Origin of the sequence: Pseudomonas sp. BIOMIG1BAC, assembly GCF_001705995.2 — a bacterium.
Lineage (GTDB): Bacteria > Pseudomonadota > Gammaproteobacteria > Pseudomonadales > Pseudomonadaceae > Aquipseudomonas > Aquipseudomonas sessilinigenes.
Genome location: NZ_CP049045.1, coordinates 5,823,390 through 5,839,860, shown reverse-complemented (window position 1 = coordinate 5,839,860; position 16,471 = coordinate 5,823,390). Strand labels below are relative to the sequence as shown.

Below are 16,471 nucleotides of genomic sequence, written 5' to 3'. Positions count from 1 at the left end.
GCCTGATGACAATCATGCTCCCCGCGACCGCTGCCGCTGATAGGATTACACTTAAAAGGAAAAGTCCGACTCGTTAAGTGTCGTTGTCCTACGGGGTAGTAATGGATATCCAGATTATTGAACGCGATGGCGAACCCGAATATGCGGTTCTGCCGTGGGCTCAGTATCAAGCTTTACTGGCAGCCGCAGGTCTCACCGAACAAGCGCCACAGACTGCCGACGTTGCTCAGGCAGCGGCATCGACCCGGAGCCTTCCGGGTCTGGATCAGCTACGTAATCTTCGCGAAGGGAAGGGCATCGCCATTGAGGCGTTGGCTCGCAAAGTAGGCATCAGCCCGTCTTACCTGGCCCTGATTGAAAGCGGCGAGCGTCAACCCGACGCTGCGATCCGCCGCAGCCTGGCCTGGGAGTTGACGGTGCCGGGGTGGAGGGATCAACCGTGAGTGTAAGGATCAGTCGTCAGCACTGGGATGGGCTGTTGGGTGAGTTGGATCAAGCCCGGCGTCAGCGGCATCTCTTAACCTATCGCGCGTTACTGGAGCGCTTGCAATTGCCCAGCCCGGCCATGCAGACACTGACGGCCGCGCTGGAGCACCTGGCCGCGTTGGATGCGCGGGCCGAGCAGCCGTTGCGCAGCTCCCTGGTCATCAGTCAGGGGGCCAGCCGCTTGCCGCGCACGGGTTTCTTCGAGTGCGTGGAGCGCCTGGGGCGTTTTTCCGGGCCTTCCGACGGCGTTGCCGCGGCGTCCTGGCATGCCTCGGAGGTGGTGCGAGTGTTCGAGTACGAGTATCCCGAATCTGCGGAGGCCTGAATGTTCTTGCGACTCAAGGCGCGGCTTGGCTACTGGCTCGCGCGTCGACTGTTCCGTTGGCCCTGGTTTATCCGTCAGCCGCGCAGCTGGCGCTGGATGGAAGGGCAGTATGCACGCATGGCCAATCTTGGCGATGTGGGTGCGCAAAGTTTCTATGGGCACATCCTGACCTTCCGGGGGCAAGGGCTTGGTGCGCGCGAGGAAGGCATCCGCCTGCTACGTCTGGCGGCACTGTCCGGTGATGGCAAGTCAGCCTATCAGCTGGGCGTCATCAGTCTTGCCGGCTCGGCCAGCAAGGCCCCCGATGCCGCCGAGGCGGCCCGTTGGTGGAAGCTTTCGGCCCAGGCAGGGCATCCTCTGGCAAGCCTCAAGCTTGAGCAACTGAATCTGCCGCATTGAGGATTGTGCTTCTCGGGCCAGCCAATGCTTCCAGGCTGTCGATCACATGCACGCTATAGCCTTGTACGTTCTTGGCATGGTGCTTGGCCTGTGAGGCCAATTCGGCCAGCTGGCTGGAGTCCAGCTGGCCACAGGCCTGCGGGTACAAGTGGACCACGCCGATGGACAGTGATAGCAAGGGAAACTCCTGGCGGACTCCCTGGCGATTGGGCGCCACGAAGCAACCGGCCTCCAGATGCTCGCTGCGATAGAAGCGCCGACATTGGCTATGGAAATCGTCCAGTAGCTGGTTGAGTCGCTTGCGCCAGTCTTCCGGTCCCAGTACCAGCAGGAAGTCATCCCCACCGATATGCCCGACGAAATCGCGGCTGGGGTCCACCCGGTCATTCAGGCACTGGGCCAGGCATAGCAACACCTCGTCGCCACGACCATAGCCATAGATATCGTTGAAGGGCTTGAAGCTGTCGATGTCCACATAACAGATCACCGACTCCCGTCCCTGCTGCAGCAAGCGGGTCAGGCACTGCTGGATCGGTACGTTGCCCGGTAGCAGCGTCAGCGGGTTGGCGTAGCGTGCCTGCTGGATCTTCAACTCGGTGATCAGCTTGAGCACATCGATCACTCGTCCCAGCCCCAGGTAGTGGCCATTGAGGGTGATGATGAAGTCCTCCTCGATACGCTGCCGGGCGCGACTGGTGATCAGGCGACTGACTTGTTGCAGGGATTGAGTCAGTTCAACGGCGAGAAAGTCGTCGTTCATCAGCCGGCTGATGGGCTTGCGGGCGAACAGGTCGGTAGCGAAGGGCTTGAGCAGCGCATCGGAAAGCGAATGTCGATGGACGATCCCGCAGGGCTGGCCGTGTTCGTCGAGAACCGCCAGGGAGTTGAGGTTGGCTTGCCGGCGGAAGGCCTCCAGCACATGGGCCGTAGGGGTGTCGCGTGCCACCGCAGGTTGCTCGTTGAGCAGGGCGCTGAGGTCGCTGCCTTCATCGCTCAGGGTCACGCTGGTGCTGTCGTGCTTGGGCATCATTGCCCGGGCATCGCGTAGCGGTTGCTCCTGGGGGCGGCAGAGCAGGTAGCCCTGGACCAGGTCGACGCCCATTTCAGTCAGTACCGCAAGTTCCTCGACCAGTTCGATACCTTCGGCGATCACTTTGGCTCGGGAGGCCTTGGCTATCTGCAGGATCGAGCCGACGAACTCGCGCATGAGGGCGTCCTGGTGGATTCCGTCGATGAAGTGCCGGTCGATCTTGACGTAATCCGGCCGCAACTCCGACCACAGGCGCAAGCTGGAGTAGCCGGCACCCAGGTCATCCAGGGCAATGGAAAAACCCATGTCACGATAGTGATGCAGAGCATTTTGCAGCAGTTGGAAATCGTCGATGGGGGTCTGCTCAGTGAGTTCGATCACCACCTGGCTGGGTGGAATACCGAAGTCTTGCAGCAGTTGCAGGGTGCGTCCGGGCTGATGAGCCGCCTCCAGCAGGGATTCGGGGGAAACGTTGAGGAACAGCTTGCCCGGGAGCACCTGTTCGCTGAAGCGTTTGCAGGCGCTTTGTCGACAGGCGATCTCCAGTTCGCTCAGGCGCCCGGCCTGGCGGGCCACGGCGAACAGGGCGACGGGGGAGTGCAAAGGGCTGTTGGAGGGGCCACGGCTCAAGGCCTCGTAGCCGAGGATACGGCGTTCCGAAAGGGAAATGATCGGTTGGAACAGGCTGTGCAAACCGCTTTGAGCCAGGATTGAACTCAATGCACTGAGCTGTTCGGTCGTGGTCATGGCGATCTCTGTCGATAAAAAAAGGACCGGGCGCACGCGGCTCCCGGTCCTTTATTTCACGACAGAATGATGACTGTTTAATGACGTTCCGAGGAGCGTTCGAATTAAATTGCCATCATCCTCAGTGCTTGGCCACCGAGGTGTTGAGCTTCAGGTAGTCCAGCAGGATACGCCCGGTCTCGCTCAAGTAGGCATCGTCTTCCGGCTTGGTCTTGTCCGGCTCGGCGGCTGCCACGGCGTCCTCGTCCTCTTTCTTCAGCTCCTTGAGCGGCTCCTCGCCCTTGGCCTTGCGGCGGGTATTTTCCAGGGCCAGTTGCTTGGCTTCGATATCGGCATGTTGTGCACGACGGTCGGCTTCGTTGAGGCTCACGGTTTTTTCCGCCATCAGCTTCTGGGCCAGGGCCAGTTTGTCGCGGATGAACACGAACTCCGGATCTTTCGCCGAGCGGGTTTCATGCTCGGCCTTGAGCTGGGCCAGGAACGGCTTGAACGGGTCCATCGCCGGCTTGATGGCTGGACGGATGGTGTCCCACGGCATTGCTTCAGGCAGGGCGCTTTCGCCGATTTCCTTGGTATCGATGATCGATGGGTAGCCAATGTCTGGAAGCACGCCCTGATGCTGGGTGCTCTGGCCGGAAACCCGGTAGAACTTGGCCAGGGTCAGCTTCAACTCGCCATGATTGAGCGGTTGGATCGTCTGGACCGTGCCTTTGCCGAAGGTCTGCCCGCCGATGATCAACGCACGATGGTAGTCCTGCATGGCGCCAGCGAAGATCTCCGAGGCCGAGGCCGAGAGGCGGTTGACCAGCAGGGCCATCGGGCCTTTGTAGAAGGCACCTGGGTTCTCGTCTTCCAGCACGTCTACCCGGCCGTCGGCGTTGCGCACCAGTACGGTGGGGCCCTTGTCGATGAACAGGCTGGTCAGCTCGGTGGCTTCCTGCAGGGAGCCACCGCCGTTGTTGCGCAGGTCGATGACCACGCCGTCGACCTTTTCCTTCTGCAGTTCGGTCAGCAGCTTCTTCACATCGCGGGTGGTGCTCTTGTAGTCCGGATCGCCAGCGCGGAAGGCCTTGAAGTCGAGGTAGAAGGCCGGGATCTCGATCACCCCGAGCTTGTAGTCCTTGCCGTCCTGCTTGAGGTTGAGGACCGACTTCTTCACCGCCTGGTCTTCGAGTTTCACCGCTTCGCGCACGATGGGCACGATCTTGCTGGTCTGGTCGTTCGGTGCATTGCTGGCCGGGATCACCTCGAGGCGCACCAGGGTGCCCTTGGGACCGCGGATCAGCTTGACCACTTCGTCCAGGCGCCAGCCCACCACGTCGACCATTTCCTTGTTGCCCTGGGCGACGCCGATGATCTTGTCCGCAGGAGCTACCTGCTTGGTCTTGTCCGCCGGGCCGGCCGGTACCAGGCGCACGACCTTGACCTGGTCGTTGTCGCTCTGCAGTACCGCGCCGATGCCTTCCAGCGACAGGCTCATATTGATGTCGAAGTTCTCCGCATTATCCGGTGACAGATAGTTGGTATGCGGGTCGTAGGACATGGCGAAGGTGTTGATGTAGGCCTGGAAGATATCCTCGGCCCGGGTCTGGTCCAGGCGCGCCAGCTGGTTCTTGTAGCGCTTGGTCAGGGTTTCCTGGATCTGCTTGGGCTCCTTGCCGGCGATCTTCATCCGCAGCACTTCATCCTTGACGCGCTTGCGCCACAGATCGTCGAGTTCGGCGGTGGTCTTGAGCCAAGGTGCGTCCTTGCGATCGATCAGCAAGGTTTCCTTGGTGGTGAAGTCGATCTTGTCCACGCCTTTGTTGAGCTCTGCCAGGGCAAAGTCCAGGCGGGACTTGACCCGGTCCAGGTAGCGTTTGTAGATGGTGAACCCGGCGTTCAGGTCGCCGCTCTTGAGGAAGTCATCGAACTGGGTCTTCCACTTGTCGAATTCCGCGATATCGCTGGCCAGGAAGTAGCTGCGCGAGGGGTCCAGCAATTTCAGGTAGCTGTCGTAGATGATCACCGAGCGAGCATCGTCCAGCGGCGGCTTGCTGTAGTGATGGCGCTTGAGCAGTTCTACGACGTTGAGGCTGGCAATTACCTCATCGCGATCGGGCTGAAGATTGTCCCAGCTGTTGGCTGCGAACGTAGTGGCCGACATCGGCAGCAGGCCGAAACCAATGAAGAGAGCGAGGGCGGTGCTGGGGAACAGATGCTTCATGCTGATTCGACGTGGGGGCAATTGATCACGCATATTAGGCCGTCTTTGAAGTCGCCGGTTCCATTAAGGCCGGTCGCATAATGCAAAAAGCCCGGCGCGAGAAGCTCCGGGCTCAGTCCAGACTCACTATGGAGGCACTGTGAAAGCATTGCAAGGCGTTGAAGGTCATGTGGAGTGGGTTGAAGAGCCAAGTCCAGCCTGTGATGTAGGGCAGGTTCGCATTCGTGTGGCGGCTGCGGGCCTGAATCGGGCCGACCTGTTGCAGCGTGCGGGGCTCTATCCGCCGCCGCCGGGCGCCAGTCATGTATTGGGCCTGGAGTGCTCAGGGGTGATCAGTGAAGTCGGCCCGGGTTCGTCCTGGAAAGTCGGTGATCGGGTCTGTGCGCTCCTGGCCGGCGGTGGCATGGCCGAGGAAGTGGTGGTCGATGCGCGCCATGTGCTGCCGGTGCCCGAAGGGTTGTCGCTGGTCGAGGCTGCGGCCTTGCCGGAAGTCTACGCCACGGCCTGGTTGAACCTGTTCCAGTTGGCCGCGCTCAAGCCCGGTGAGAAGGTGCTGCTGCACGCCGGGGCCAGCGGTGTCGGTTCGGCGGCGATCCAGCTATGCAAGGCGTTCGGCAGCCCGTGCTGGGTCAGTGTCGGCTCGGCCGAGCGCCTGGCCTATTGCGAGGACCTGGGGGCCCAGGGTGGCGTGGTGCGCACCGAAGGTGTAGAGGCGCTGCGCGATTTCGGGCCGTTCGATGTGATCCTCGACCCAGTGGGGGCCAGCTATGCGGCCAATAATCTCAAGCTCCTGGCCCTCGATGGGCGCTGGGTCCTGATCGGCCTGATGGGCGGCCGCGAGGCCCAATTGGACCTGGCCAAGGTGCTGGCCAAGCGCATCCAGCTGCTGGGCTCTACCCTGCGCAGCCGCAGCGATCAGTTCAAGGCCGACCTGCTGAGCGACCTGGGGCAGAACGTCTGGCCCCTGTTCAGTGATGGGCGACTGAGTCCGCAATTGGCCATGACCTTCCCGATCCAGGATGCCGAACTGGCCTTCGCCGAACTGGCCACCAACCAGGTGTCAGGCAAGCTGGTACTGGTGATCGACCCCGCGTTGGCCTAGCCACCAGGGGAGCGGGCCGTGGCCTGTTCCCCTGGCAGTCCGGTCATTTCCAATGGTGGATCGGCCAGCCGGCCTGCTGTGCATGTTCGCGCAGCACCGGGTCTGGATTGACCACCTGGGGATGCGCTACCCGCAGCAGCAAAGGCAGGTCGTTGCGTGAGTCCGAATAGAAGCTCGCACCTTCCAGGCTCTCTTTCTCGGCCTCCAGCCATTGCAGCAGGCGAGTGATCTTGCCTTCACGATAGGTCAGGGTGCCCACGGTGTTGCCGGTATAGACGCCGTTACGTACCTCCAGCTCGATCCCCAGTACTTCGTCGATGCCCAGGCGCTGGGCTATGGGTTTCACCAGGTGGGTGCCCGAGGCCGAGATCACCAGGATCCGGTCACCCGCCTGGCGATGGGCGGCCAGGGTCTTGCAGGCATCGCTGAAGATGATCGGCTCGATCACGTCCTCGACCCAGGGCTCCACCAGATGCGCCACTTCCTCCGGGCTGCGTCCGGCCATGGGTTCGAGGCTGAAGGCCATGAACTCTTCCATGGCCAGCTTGCCGTGGCTGTAGGCGTCCATCAGTTCGTTGTTGCGTCGCATGAACGACTCGCTGTCGACCCAACCCAGGCGCCCCATCTGCTCGCTCCAGAGGGTGGCGCAGTCGCCGTGGATCAGGGTTTCGTCCAGATCAAAAATTGCCAGGGCCATCAGTGCAGTTCTCTCCGAGAACAGCTTCAAGCTATAAGCTTCAAGCTGCAAGAATTGGATTTAGGTGCTTAGCGGTCTATCTATAACTTGAAGCTTGTCGCTGCCGTCAAGCTACCTCACACAGGGCGCTCGGATCGATGGATAACGCCAGGCGCTGGCCATCGGCGTGCAAGTCGGCGGCCGAGCGGTTGAGCACATCCACCACCAGTTCCACGCCACGGGCCTCGACCCGATAGCGGATGACGTTGCCCAGCAGGCTATGACCACGGATCAGCGCGTCCGGCTGGCCATCCTTGCGCAGCTCGATGGCCTCGGGGCGGATGGCGATGCGACCGCTGATGGGGCGTTGCAGGAGCTTGCTGGCGCTCTCGGCGTCCAGCAGGTTGTAGTTGCCGATGAAGCCGGCGGCAAATTCGTCCACTGGAGCGGTATAGAGTGTCTCGGCGTCGCCGCTCTGGACGATCTGGCCCCGGTTCATCAGGAAGATCCGGTCCGACAGGGTCAGCGCTTCTTCCTGGTCATGGGTGACGAAGATGGTGGTCAGGCCCAGTTCCCGCTGGATATTGCGGATCTGTTCGCGCAGGTGCTTGCGGATCCGCGCGTCCAGGGCCGACAACGGCTCGTCCAGCAACAGCAGGCGTGGCCGGGTTACCAGGGAGCGAGCCAGGGCTACGCGCTGGCATTGGCCGCCGGACAGCTGGTGCGGGTAACGGCTGGCGAAGTCCTTGAGCTCCACCAGTTGCAAGGCTTCGCTGACCCGCTTGTGGCTGTCGTCGGCGTTGACCTTCTGCATGCGCAGGCCGAAGGCGACGTTCTGTTCCACGGTCATGTTGGGAAACAGTGCATAGCTCTGGAACACCATGCCGATCCCGCGTTTCTGCGGGCTCAGGGGCACGATGTCCTGGCCGTCGACCAGGATCTTGCCGCTGTCGACCGGGGTCAGGCCGGCGATGCAGCGCAGCAGGGTGGACTTGCCGCAGCCGGAGGGGCCCAGCAGGGTGACGAACTCGCCCTTGTGGATCTGGCAGTTGATATCGCTGAACACCGTGGTGCCCGCGTAATGCTTTTGCAGGTGTTGCACGTCGACGAAGCTCATTGGCTCTTGTCCCTGTTCAGGATGTTGGCGGCCCAGGTCAGGACCAGCACGAAGAAGAAGTAGGAGATCACCAGGGCACTGGTGAAGTGGCCGCTGCTGTTGCGCATGTTGTTCAGGTACACCTGCAGGGTTTCGTAGCGGGTGCCCACCAGGATGTTGGCGAACACGAACTCGCCGAACAGGAACGAGAAGGACAGCAGCAGCGCCACCATCAGGCCCTTGCGCAGGTTCGGCAGGACCACCAGCAGGGCCGCCTGCCAGGTGCTGGCGCCCAGGAGTTGGGCGGCGTCCATCAGGTCCCGCAGGTTGATCGCCTGCAGGTTGTTGGTGATGGCCCGGTACATGAACGGCAGGGCCACGGTGAAGTAGCAGCCGATCAGGATCCACGGTGTGCCGACCATGGCCAGGGGGCCTGAGCCGTACAGCTGCAACAGGCCCACCGAGGACACCACCGGCGGCACTGCGAAGGGCAGCAGGATCAGGATGTTCATCAGCGCATCGAGCTTGGGAAAGTGGTAGTGCACCACGAACAGCAGCGGCAGGATCAGCACCACCGACAAAACCAGAGCGCCAACGCAGACCAGCAGCGACTGGCCGAAGGCCGCGAGAAAGCGCGGGTCGCTCCACAACTGCAGGTACCACTTGAAGGTGAAGCCGCTGGGCAGGATGGTCGCCGACCAGCTGCTGGCGATGGAGTAGACGAAGGTCCCCAACAGCGGCAACAGCAGGATGGCGAACAGTAGCCAGACCACGAATCGGTGGTAGAGGGCGGCGGAGCCGGATTCAGCGCGAGACATGGTAGCTCCTCTTCAGCAGCAGCTGATGGACGATGGTCACGAGGGTCATCAGCGCCACCAGCACCACCGCCAGGGCGCTGGCCATGTTCGGATCCAGGGAGATGTCCCCGGAGACCATGGCCGCGATGCGGATCGGCAGGACGTTGAAGTTGCCGGTGGTCAGGGCGTAGACCGTGGCATAGGCGCCCAGGGCATTGGCCAGCAGGATCACGAAGGTACCCAGCAACGCCGGGGTCAGCACCGGCAGGCCGATATGCCGCCAGAATTGCCAGCCGCTGGCGCCCAACAGGGCGGCGGATTCGCGCCAGTCTTCACGCAGGGCGTCGAAAGCCGGGTACAGCAACAGCACCCCCAGGGGTATCTGGAAGTAGGTGTAGAGGATGATCAAGCCGGTCTTGGAGTACAGGTTGAAGTCCTGGATGATCCCCGACTGCTTGAGCATGATGGTGATGGCGCCGTTGAAGCCCAGCAGGATGATGAAGGCGAAGGCCAGGGGCACGCCGGCGAAGTTGCTGGTCATGTTGGCGAAGGCATTGACGAAGTTGCGCAGCCTGGAGTCGACCCGGCGCAGCGAGTAGCTACCCAGCACGGCGATGATGATGCCGAACACGCTGGACCAGAAGCTGATCTCCAGGCTGTACTGGATCGCCTGCAGGTAGAACTTCGAGCTGAAGATCTTGTTGAAGTTGGCCAGGCCCCAGCCGAACTCCTCGGACTGCAGGCTGTTGATCAGCACCCACGCCAGCGGGGCTAGTTGGAACACGATGAAGAACAGGGCGAAAGGCACCAGGCACAAGGCCGCCAGCCATTTGCCACGGGTCACTGAATTCACTTCAACAGCTCCCGGCAGAAGGGTTTGTCGTGGGGTACGCCGAGCAGTTGGCAAAGGGTGCCGCACAGTTCGGTCTGCTTCGGTGTGGCCCCGGGATCGAGGCTGAAGGCCTCGCCGATGACGAACAGCGGCACCTCCCGTTCCTCCGGCAGCAGGCCATTGTGCGAACGATCGGCGTTCATGCCGTGGTCGGCGGTCACCAGCACCTGGTAGCCGGCGTCGAGCCAGCCTTGCAGGTAGTCGGCCAGGATGATGTCGGCCGAACGCGCACTGTTGCGGTACTGGGCGCTGTCCAGGCCGTGCTTGTGGCCGGCGTCGTCGATGTTCATCGGGTGCACCAGCAACAGATTGGGAGCGTGGCGCAGGCGCAGGTCCTCGGCATCGGCGAACAGGTGGGAGTCGGGGTAGTGGTCGTTCCAGTAGAAGTGGCCGTACTGGATCGGCAACTCAGGGTCGGCGGTGTGCCGGTCCCGGGCCGGATTGAATGGCGTACGGTTGTACAGCTCGCTGATCCAGTGGTAGGCGGCAGCGGCGGTGGCCAGGCCGGCGGCACGGGCGTAATGGAACAGGCTGCGCTGGGTGGACAGGCGCGAGACCTGGTTGTGCACGATGCCGCTGTCGATCGGCGGCACGCCGGTGAGGATGCATTCGTACAGCGGGCGGGACAGTGCCGGAAGCTCGCATTCCAGTTGGTACAGCGCTGCGCGTCCTGCGCCGACGTAGGCTTGAAGATGTCCCATGGCGTGACGGGCGACCTGGTGATTGAGGCCGTCGAGCACGACAAGGATGACGTTGTGTGACATGGGGCAAGGGCTCCGCAAGACCGAACAATCTCGTAGGAGCGCAGCTTGCCCGCGATGGTGTCGCTGCGATTTCAAGATAGACCGCAGCGTCTGGATCGCGGGCAAGCCTCGCCCCTACGGATGCAGCATTACTGCATGTTGATGATCACTTCTTCCTGCCACTTCTGCGGCAGGGCCTTGGAGGTCTTCTCCCAGGCTTCGGCATCCTTGATCGGCGTCACGTGCTTGTACTGCTCGTTGGGCAGCAGGTTGGCCTTGACGTCCGCCGGCAGGTTGACGTGTTCGGCGCGGATCGGGCGGGCATTGCCCCGAGCCAGGTTGACCTGCCCGGCGTCGCTGAAGATGTACTCGCGGGTCAGCTTGGCCGCATTCGGGTGCTTGGCGTACTTGTTGATGATGGTGGTGTAGCCGGAGATCACCGAGCCGTCGGACGGGATCAGCACTTCGTAGTCGTCCTTGTTGACCATCTTGTTGCGGTAGCTCAGGCCGTTGAAGTCCCAGACCACGCCGACTTCCACTTCACCCTTCTCCATGGTGGCGATGGTCGGGTTGGCCAGGGACAGGCGCCCCTGCTTGGCGATCTCGGCGAACATCAGCAGCGCCGGCTGGATGTTCTTCTCGTCGCCCCCCTTGGCGATGGCGGCGGCCAGGACGCCGTTGGCAGCCTGGGCGGCGGTGCTCACGTCACCGATGGACACCTTGTACTTGCCCTTTTCCAGGTCGGCCCAGCTCTTGGGTGCTTCGGAACCGTGCAGCAGCTTCTTGTTGATGATGAAGGCGATGGTGCCGGTGTAGGCCAGGGCCCAGTTGCCGTCCTTGTCCTTGGCCCAGTCCGGGACCTGCGCCCAGGTGCTTGGTTTGTAGGGCTGGACCACGCCCTGCTTGACGGCGATCGGGCCGAACGCGGCGCCAACGTCGCCGATATCGGCGCTGGCATTGTCTTTCTCGGCGGCGAACTTGGCGATTTCCTGGGCCGAGCTCATGTCGGTGTCGATGTGCTTGAGGCCATAGGTCTTGGCCAGGTCTTCCCAGGTGCCTTTCCAGTTGGCCCAGTCATCGGGCATGCCGACGCTGTTGACGGCGCCTTCCGCCTTTGCAGCGGCTTCCAGGGTTTTCAAATCGTTGTCAGCGGCCACGGCGGCGGTGCACATGGCGATGGTCGAACCTAACAGTGATGCCAGGAAAAGCTGTTTCATCCGAAGCTCCTTTGGGCGTGTTCCACGCTGCGTTGTGATCGACAGTCTTGCGGTGGGTTGGTCTAGGTCAGCAATACCTGAGCCAATCTAAGCCTGTTGGATGACACTTTTATGTCGATGCCTGCTGCGAACGCCTGGAACCAGGCGCAGGCTCGACACTGCGAACTAAGCGTAGACCATGGCAAAACTCCCGTTTTCAAAGGCCCTGGCGGGGAAATTGCAGCCCCGGCACTAGGCCGTTCGGCAGCTTTGTCACATATCAGTCATCTGCGTTGCCTAGGCTTTGCACTCAGGAGCAGGAGGCCGCCCGGGTCGCTGCCAGGCACTGGAACAGTGCTGGTCTAGTCCAGATAGGTAACGTTGATGCGTATAGAGGCAACCAAGGCGGTGACAGCCATCGGCCAGGTGCTGCAAGAACAGATTGCCCATGGCTTGCTGGCGCCGGGGAGCAAGCTGCCGGCCGAGCGCAAGCTCAGCGAATTGTTCGCCACTACCCGGATCACCGTGCGTGAGGCTTTGCTGCAACTGGAGGCCCAGGGGCAGATCTACCGAGAGGAGCGCCGGGGCTGGTTCGTTTCGCCGCCGCGCCTGGCCTACAACCTGATGCAGCGCAGCCACTTCCACGCCATGGTCAGCGCCCAGGGCCGGGTGCCGTCCACCGAGGTGATTTCTGCGCGCTTGCAACCGGCGTCGGCAGCGGTCTGCGCCTGGCTGCAACTTCCGGCCTTGTCCAGCGTGATCCAGATCTGCCGGGCGCGACGGATCGACGAGCGTCTGGTGCTGTATGTGGAGCATTACCTGAATCCGCAGTACTTCCCGAAGATCCTCGACCTGGACCTGAACCAGTCGATCACCGAGCTGTATGCCCGGCACTACGACCTGCATTACGGGCGGGTGCGTTTCGAGATCGTGCCCACTTCCCTGCAGCCGGAAGCGGCCGCGGCGCTCAAGGTCTCGGTGGGCAGCCCGGGACTGCGCATCGCCCGGGTCAACTACGACCAGCACCAGCGGCTGATCGATTGCGACCTGGAGTTCTGGCGCCACGATGCGATCCACGTCGGCGTGGATGTGGCCTGAGCCCGCTGCACTCGCGCCAGCGGGCTGGTTCGGGAGCTTAGGGCTTGGCCCCGGCGAACAGATAGTCGGTGGTCAAGGACGCCAGGGTCCGCACGCCCACCACCAGAGCCGACTCATCGACAAAGAATCCCGGGTTGTGGTTCGGCGCGGCCTTGGCCATGTCCTGGTCCCGGGGCGTCACGCCGAGGAACACGAACAGCCCCGGCGCCTGCTTGGCATAGAAGGAAAAGTCTTCGGCGCCACTCACCAGCGGGCCTTGCACCACATCGTCCTTGGCTGCCCAGCGCAGGCTCGGCAGCATCTTCTGGGTCAGGGCCGGGTCGTTGATGGTCGGGTCGTACTTCTCGATGATGCTCACCTCGGCCTTGGCGCCGCCGCTTTCGGCGATCTTCTCCACGGTCTGGCGTACGTCGCCGTGCAGTTTCTGGCGAATGCCATAGTCGTAGGAGCGGATGGTGCCGGTCATGTCCACGGATTCGGGAATGATGTTGTAGCGCGTGCCGCCGTTGATGGTGCCAATGCTGACCACCGACGGGTACGACGAAATATCGGTACGGCGACTGACCACGCTCTGCAGCCCGACAATGGCCTGGGCGCCGACGGTGATCGGGTCGATGCCGTCCCAGGGGCGGCCGGCGTGGGTCTGCTTGCCGAGGATGCGGATGCGCAGGTCGTCGGAGCTGGCCAGGGTCGGGCCCGGGCGATAGGCGATGCGCCCGGCGGGAATCCCGGCCCAGACATGCAGGCCGAACACCGCGTCCGGCTTGGGCGATTGCATCACGCCTTCTTGCACCATCATCTTCGCGCCCCAGATGTTCTTGCCATCGGGAATGAAATCGCTCGGGCCTTCTTCGGCGGGCTGGAAATAGAACACCACGGTGCCTGGCAGGCGCTCGCGCATGTCGCTGAGGACTTTCGCCGTGCTCAGCAAGATTGCCGTGTGGGCGTCGTGGCCGCAGGCGTGCATGACGTCCACTTCCTTGTCCAGGTAGCGCCCCTTGGCCTTGGAGGCGAATGGCAGGTCCGCGACCTCCTTGACCGGCAGTGCGTCCATGTCGGCGCGCAAGGCCACGGTGGGGCCGGGCAGGCCGCCCTTGAGCACCGCCACCACGCCGGTGCGGGCGACGCCTGTGCGCACTTCCAGGCCCAGGGCGCGCAACTGCGTGGCTACCAACTCGGCAGTGCGGTGTTCGGTGTTGCCCAGTTCAGGGTGGGCATGGATATCGCGACGGTTTGCCAGCAGTGCCGGTTCCAGGGCCTTGGCCTGCTCGGCGATGTGTCTGCGGGCCTGGTCCATGGCGCTGTCGTCAGCGGCATGGGCGTAGTGGCCGGACAAGGCCAGAACACTGGCCAGGCAAGCGCTGGCGATGACGGATAGCTGCATGGGGACTCTCTCCTTGATTGTTGTTGTAGTACGGGGCTGCCAGGCCCCTTGGCCGTGCCGTCCTGTCATGGACCGCCCTGCCATGGAGCGCGCAGCCGTATCCGTGCCCAGGCGTGCCGCTCGCCTTACGCCTCGGCCTGGGAGCCGCCACCGGCGGTGACCACCTGGATGCTCATGCGCGGGGTCGCCAGGTCCAGCCCGGCCTCGTCGAGGTGGCGCTTGAGCGACAGGTTGAAGGCCCGGGACACTTCCCACTGCTTGATCGGCGCGGTCTTGAAGCGGGCGCGGAGGATGGCGCTGCCGGATTCGAAGCTCTCCACCCCCTGGATCTCCAGGGGCGACCAGATATTGCGGCGCTGCAGCGGGTCGGTGCGCATCTTCTGGCCGACATCGCGCATCAGCTTGATCGCATCGTCGATCTCCATGTTGTACGGGATCGCCACGCGGAAGATGGCGTAGCCGAACTCCCGGGAGTAGTTCTTGATGCTCTTGATCTCGCTGAACGGGATGGTGTGGACGATACCGTCGATGTCCCGCAGGCGCACGGTGCGGATGGTCAAGCCTTCGACGGTGCCCAGGTGGCCGCCGACATCCACGTAGTCGTCGATGGCCAGGGAGTCCTCGATGATGATGAACAGGCCGGTGATCAGGTCCGCCACCAGCGACTGGGCGCCGAAGCCGATGGCCAGGCCGATCACACCGGCACCGGCCAGCAGTGGCGTGACGTTCATGCCCATGTTGGCCAGGGCGACGATGGTGGCGATGATGAAGATCGCCACGAACAGCACGTTGCGGATCAGCGGCATCATGGTCTGGGCGCGGGCATTGGCCAGGCCCTTGCGCGAACGCGTCAGGGCGTGGTGCACCGCGGTGTCGCTGAGGATCCAGATCAGCCAGGCGAAAATCAGGGTGCCGCCAAGGCTGAACAGCTTGACGCTGACCTCATGGCCGTCGCCTTCAGTGAAGCGGATCAGCGACATGCCCCAGACCCGCAGGCCCAGCTCGATGAAGGCCAGCCAAACGGCCAGGTGGGCCAGGGTGTAGCAGAAGCCCTTCAGGCGCTCGGAATACAGCGCATGGCGCTTGTGGCCGCGATGGGGGCGTTGGGCATGGCGACGTACCAGGCCATTGATCACCATGCACAGCACCAGCAGCACGGTACACAGCAGCGACTGGCGCAGGGCGGTGTTGGTGTCGCCGGCGGAGACGAAGGTGGCGAACAGCGAGATGCCCACCAGTACCAGGGCAGGGAGGTACCAGAACGTACCGATGATCTCGATGGTATCGCTCAAGGCGCGCCGGGTCAGGCGCCGGGCCAGGGGCTGGTTGCGGATCAGATGGGCGATCGGCCGCCGGAAGCGCAGGATGAATACCCCGGTGGACAGGGCGGCCATGACATTGGCGAAGGTCGCGGCAGTATGGGCCAGGTGCTGGCCGAGGCTGGCCACCATGCGCGGGTCGCCCAGGGCCTCGCCGAAGGCGGCGAAGCTGCCGATCCACCATAGCGGGCGAAACGCCTGGCGCCGCAGGATGTACAGGGCGCGATGGCGGTGGGGGCCGTCGAGCACCGAGAACGCCACCACACAGATGGCCGAGAAACAGGTGCCGACCACCAGGGCATAAGCCAGGACCATGGCCAGGTCCTTGCCCAGGGACGAGGGCAGGGAATAGGTCATGTACACGGTGATCAGCAACGCGATCATCCAGGGGCCGAGCTTGCGCAAGGCGAAGCGCAAAAGGTCCCAGGTCTTGGGGTGCTGGGGCAGGTCTTCGGTGAGGCCGAAGCGCAGGCGTACCCGGTGACTGAGCCAGATCAGCGCCGCGGCGAGCAGGCTCCAGACCATGAGGATCAGGGCGAAGGCGAAGATGATCGGCAACCATTGGCTGGCCGGCAGCATCAGCGAGGCCAGTTCCTGCTGGGCCTGTTCGAACTCGTCGGTCCAGCGAGTCAGGGGGCTGTCGGCCCCGGAGAACTGTTTCTCCAGGGTCGACAGGGTACCGCCGATCAGCCCGAGCACACCCTCCTCCGGGGTGGGCTGGGCTTTTTTCGTGGTGTCTCGCAAGCGCTTCAGGTCTGCCAGCAGCTTGGCTCGTTGCTGGTCGTTCTCAAGGGACTTGATCACCTCGTCCAGGGATTGCCCCAAAGGCTCCTCGGCTTGTGGCTGTGCCTTGCCCTGGTTGCCCAGCAACCCTGGCAGCCCCACGGCCTGGGCGCTGTTCAGGGGCAGGAAGGTCAGCAGGCAGACGAGCACATAGCAGGGCAGGGCAAAAAGACGAGCGAACACTGGGCGGTC

15 protein-coding genes are annotated in these 16,471 nt (G+C 63.0%); 5 read left to right on the top strand and 10 right to left on the bottom strand.

Annotated elements, in window-relative coordinates; all coding sequences use genetic code 11:
* Window positions 1-101 precede the first annotated feature (101 nt).
* The 3 genes from ATY02_RS26900 to ATY02_RS26890 are packed head-to-tail and all read left to right on the top strand — an operon-like array spanning window position 102 to window position 1,210.
* The gene (locus tag ATY02_RS26900) at window positions 102-443 is read left to right on the top strand and encodes a helix-turn-helix domain-containing protein (protein WP_068587571.1); all 342 of its coding nucleotides are present in this window, start codon (window positions 102-104) and stop codon (window positions 441-443) included.
* Window positions 440-811, top strand: a complete 372-nt coding sequence (locus ATY02_RS26895; RefSeq protein WP_003179080.1) for a hypothetical protein — start codon at window positions 440-442, stop codon at window positions 809-811. The genes ATY02_RS26900 and ATY02_RS26895 overlap by 4 nt, the downstream gene beginning before the upstream one ends.
* Complete coding sequence (locus ATY02_RS26890) at window positions 812-1,210, top strand: sel1 repeat family protein (RefSeq protein WP_068587421.1); 399 nt, start codon at window positions 812-814, stop codon at window positions 1,208-1,210. It abuts the gene before it with no gap.
* Here ATY02_RS26890 and ATY02_RS26885 read toward each other — a convergent pair.
* Complete coding sequence (locus ATY02_RS26885) at window positions 1,179-2,987, bottom strand: bifunctional diguanylate cyclase/phosphodiesterase (RefSeq protein WP_068587419.1); 1,809 nt, start codon at window positions 2,985-2,987, stop codon at window positions 1,179-1,181. The genes ATY02_RS26890 and ATY02_RS26885 overlap by 32 nt on opposite strands.
* A gap of 121 nt (window positions 2,988-3,108) precedes the next feature.
* Window positions 3,109-5,193, bottom strand: a complete 2,085-nt coding sequence (locus ATY02_RS26880) for a carboxy terminal-processing peptidase (RefSeq protein WP_164487341.1) — start codon at window positions 5,191-5,193, stop codon at window positions 3,109-3,111.
* Between the two features lie 139 nt (window positions 5,194-5,332).
* Here ATY02_RS26880 and ATY02_RS26875 point away from each other — a divergent pair, with 139 nt between their 5' ends.
* A complete protein-coding gene (locus ATY02_RS26875) occupies window positions 5,333-6,295 on the top strand; it encodes an NAD(P)H-quinone oxidoreductase (RefSeq protein ID WP_068587415.1) in 963 nt (320 codons plus the stop codon).
* 43 nt (window positions 6,296-6,338) lie between these two features.
* On the opposite strand, the gene ATY02_RS26870 is transcribed toward ATY02_RS26875, so the two are convergent.
* The 6 genes from ATY02_RS26870 to ATY02_RS26845 form a co-directional block, all read right to left on the bottom strand.
* A complete protein-coding gene (locus ATY02_RS26870; RefSeq protein WP_068587413.1) occupies window positions 6,339-6,992 on the bottom strand; it encodes an HAD family hydrolase in 654 nt (217 codons plus the stop codon).
* Window positions 6,993-7,098: 106 nt separating this feature from the next.
* Entirely contained in the window at window positions 7,099-8,088 is a 990-nt protein-coding gene (locus tag ATY02_RS26865; protein WP_068587411.1) for an ABC transporter ATP-binding protein, read from the bottom strand.
* Window positions 8,085-8,885 carry an ABC transporter permease gene (locus ATY02_RS26860; RefSeq protein ID WP_068587409.1) on the bottom strand — a complete coding sequence of 267 codons (801 nt, stop codon included), beginning with the start codon at window positions 8,883-8,885 and terminating at the stop codon, window positions 8,085-8,087. Before ATY02_RS26860 ends, ATY02_RS26865 begins: the two co-directional genes overlap by 4 nt.
* Window positions 8,872-9,717, bottom strand: a complete 846-nt coding sequence (locus tag ATY02_RS26855; RefSeq protein WP_068587407.1) for an ABC transporter permease — start codon at window positions 9,715-9,717, stop codon at window positions 8,872-8,874. The genes ATY02_RS26860 and ATY02_RS26855 overlap by 14 nt, the downstream gene beginning before the upstream one ends.
* A complete protein-coding gene (locus ATY02_RS26850) occupies window positions 9,714-10,520 on the bottom strand; it encodes an alkaline phosphatase family protein (RefSeq protein ID WP_068587406.1) in 807 nt (268 codons plus the stop codon). Before ATY02_RS26850 ends, ATY02_RS26855 begins: the two co-directional genes overlap by 4 nt.
* 128 nt (window positions 10,521-10,648) lie before the next feature.
* Window positions 10,649-11,716: an ABC transporter substrate-binding protein gene (locus ATY02_RS26845; protein WP_068587404.1), complete on the bottom strand. Its 1,068-nt coding sequence runs from the start codon at window positions 11,714-11,716 to the stop codon at window positions 10,649-10,651.
* 363 nt (window positions 11,717-12,079) lie between these two features.
* On the opposite strand from ATY02_RS26845, the gene ATY02_RS26840 reads away from it, so the two are divergent.
* Window positions 12,080-12,793, top strand: a complete 714-nt coding sequence (locus ATY02_RS26840; RefSeq protein WP_068587402.1) for a UTRA domain-containing protein — start codon at window positions 12,080-12,082, stop codon at window positions 12,791-12,793.
* Window positions 12,794-12,830: 37 nt separating this feature from the next.
* Here ATY02_RS26840 and ATY02_RS26835 read toward each other — a convergent pair whose 3' ends face one another.
* Entirely contained in the window at window positions 12,831-14,177 is a 1,347-nt protein-coding gene (locus ATY02_RS26835; protein WP_068587401.1) for an amidohydrolase, read from the bottom strand.
* A gap of 125 nt (window positions 14,178-14,302) precedes the next feature.
* Window positions 14,303-16,462 (bottom strand): mechanosensitive ion channel family protein, encoded by a 2,160-nt coding sequence (locus ATY02_RS26830; RefSeq protein WP_068587570.1) that lies wholly within the window; start codon window positions 16,460-16,462, stop codon window positions 14,303-14,305.
* Window positions 16,463-16,471 lie beyond the last annotated feature (9 nt).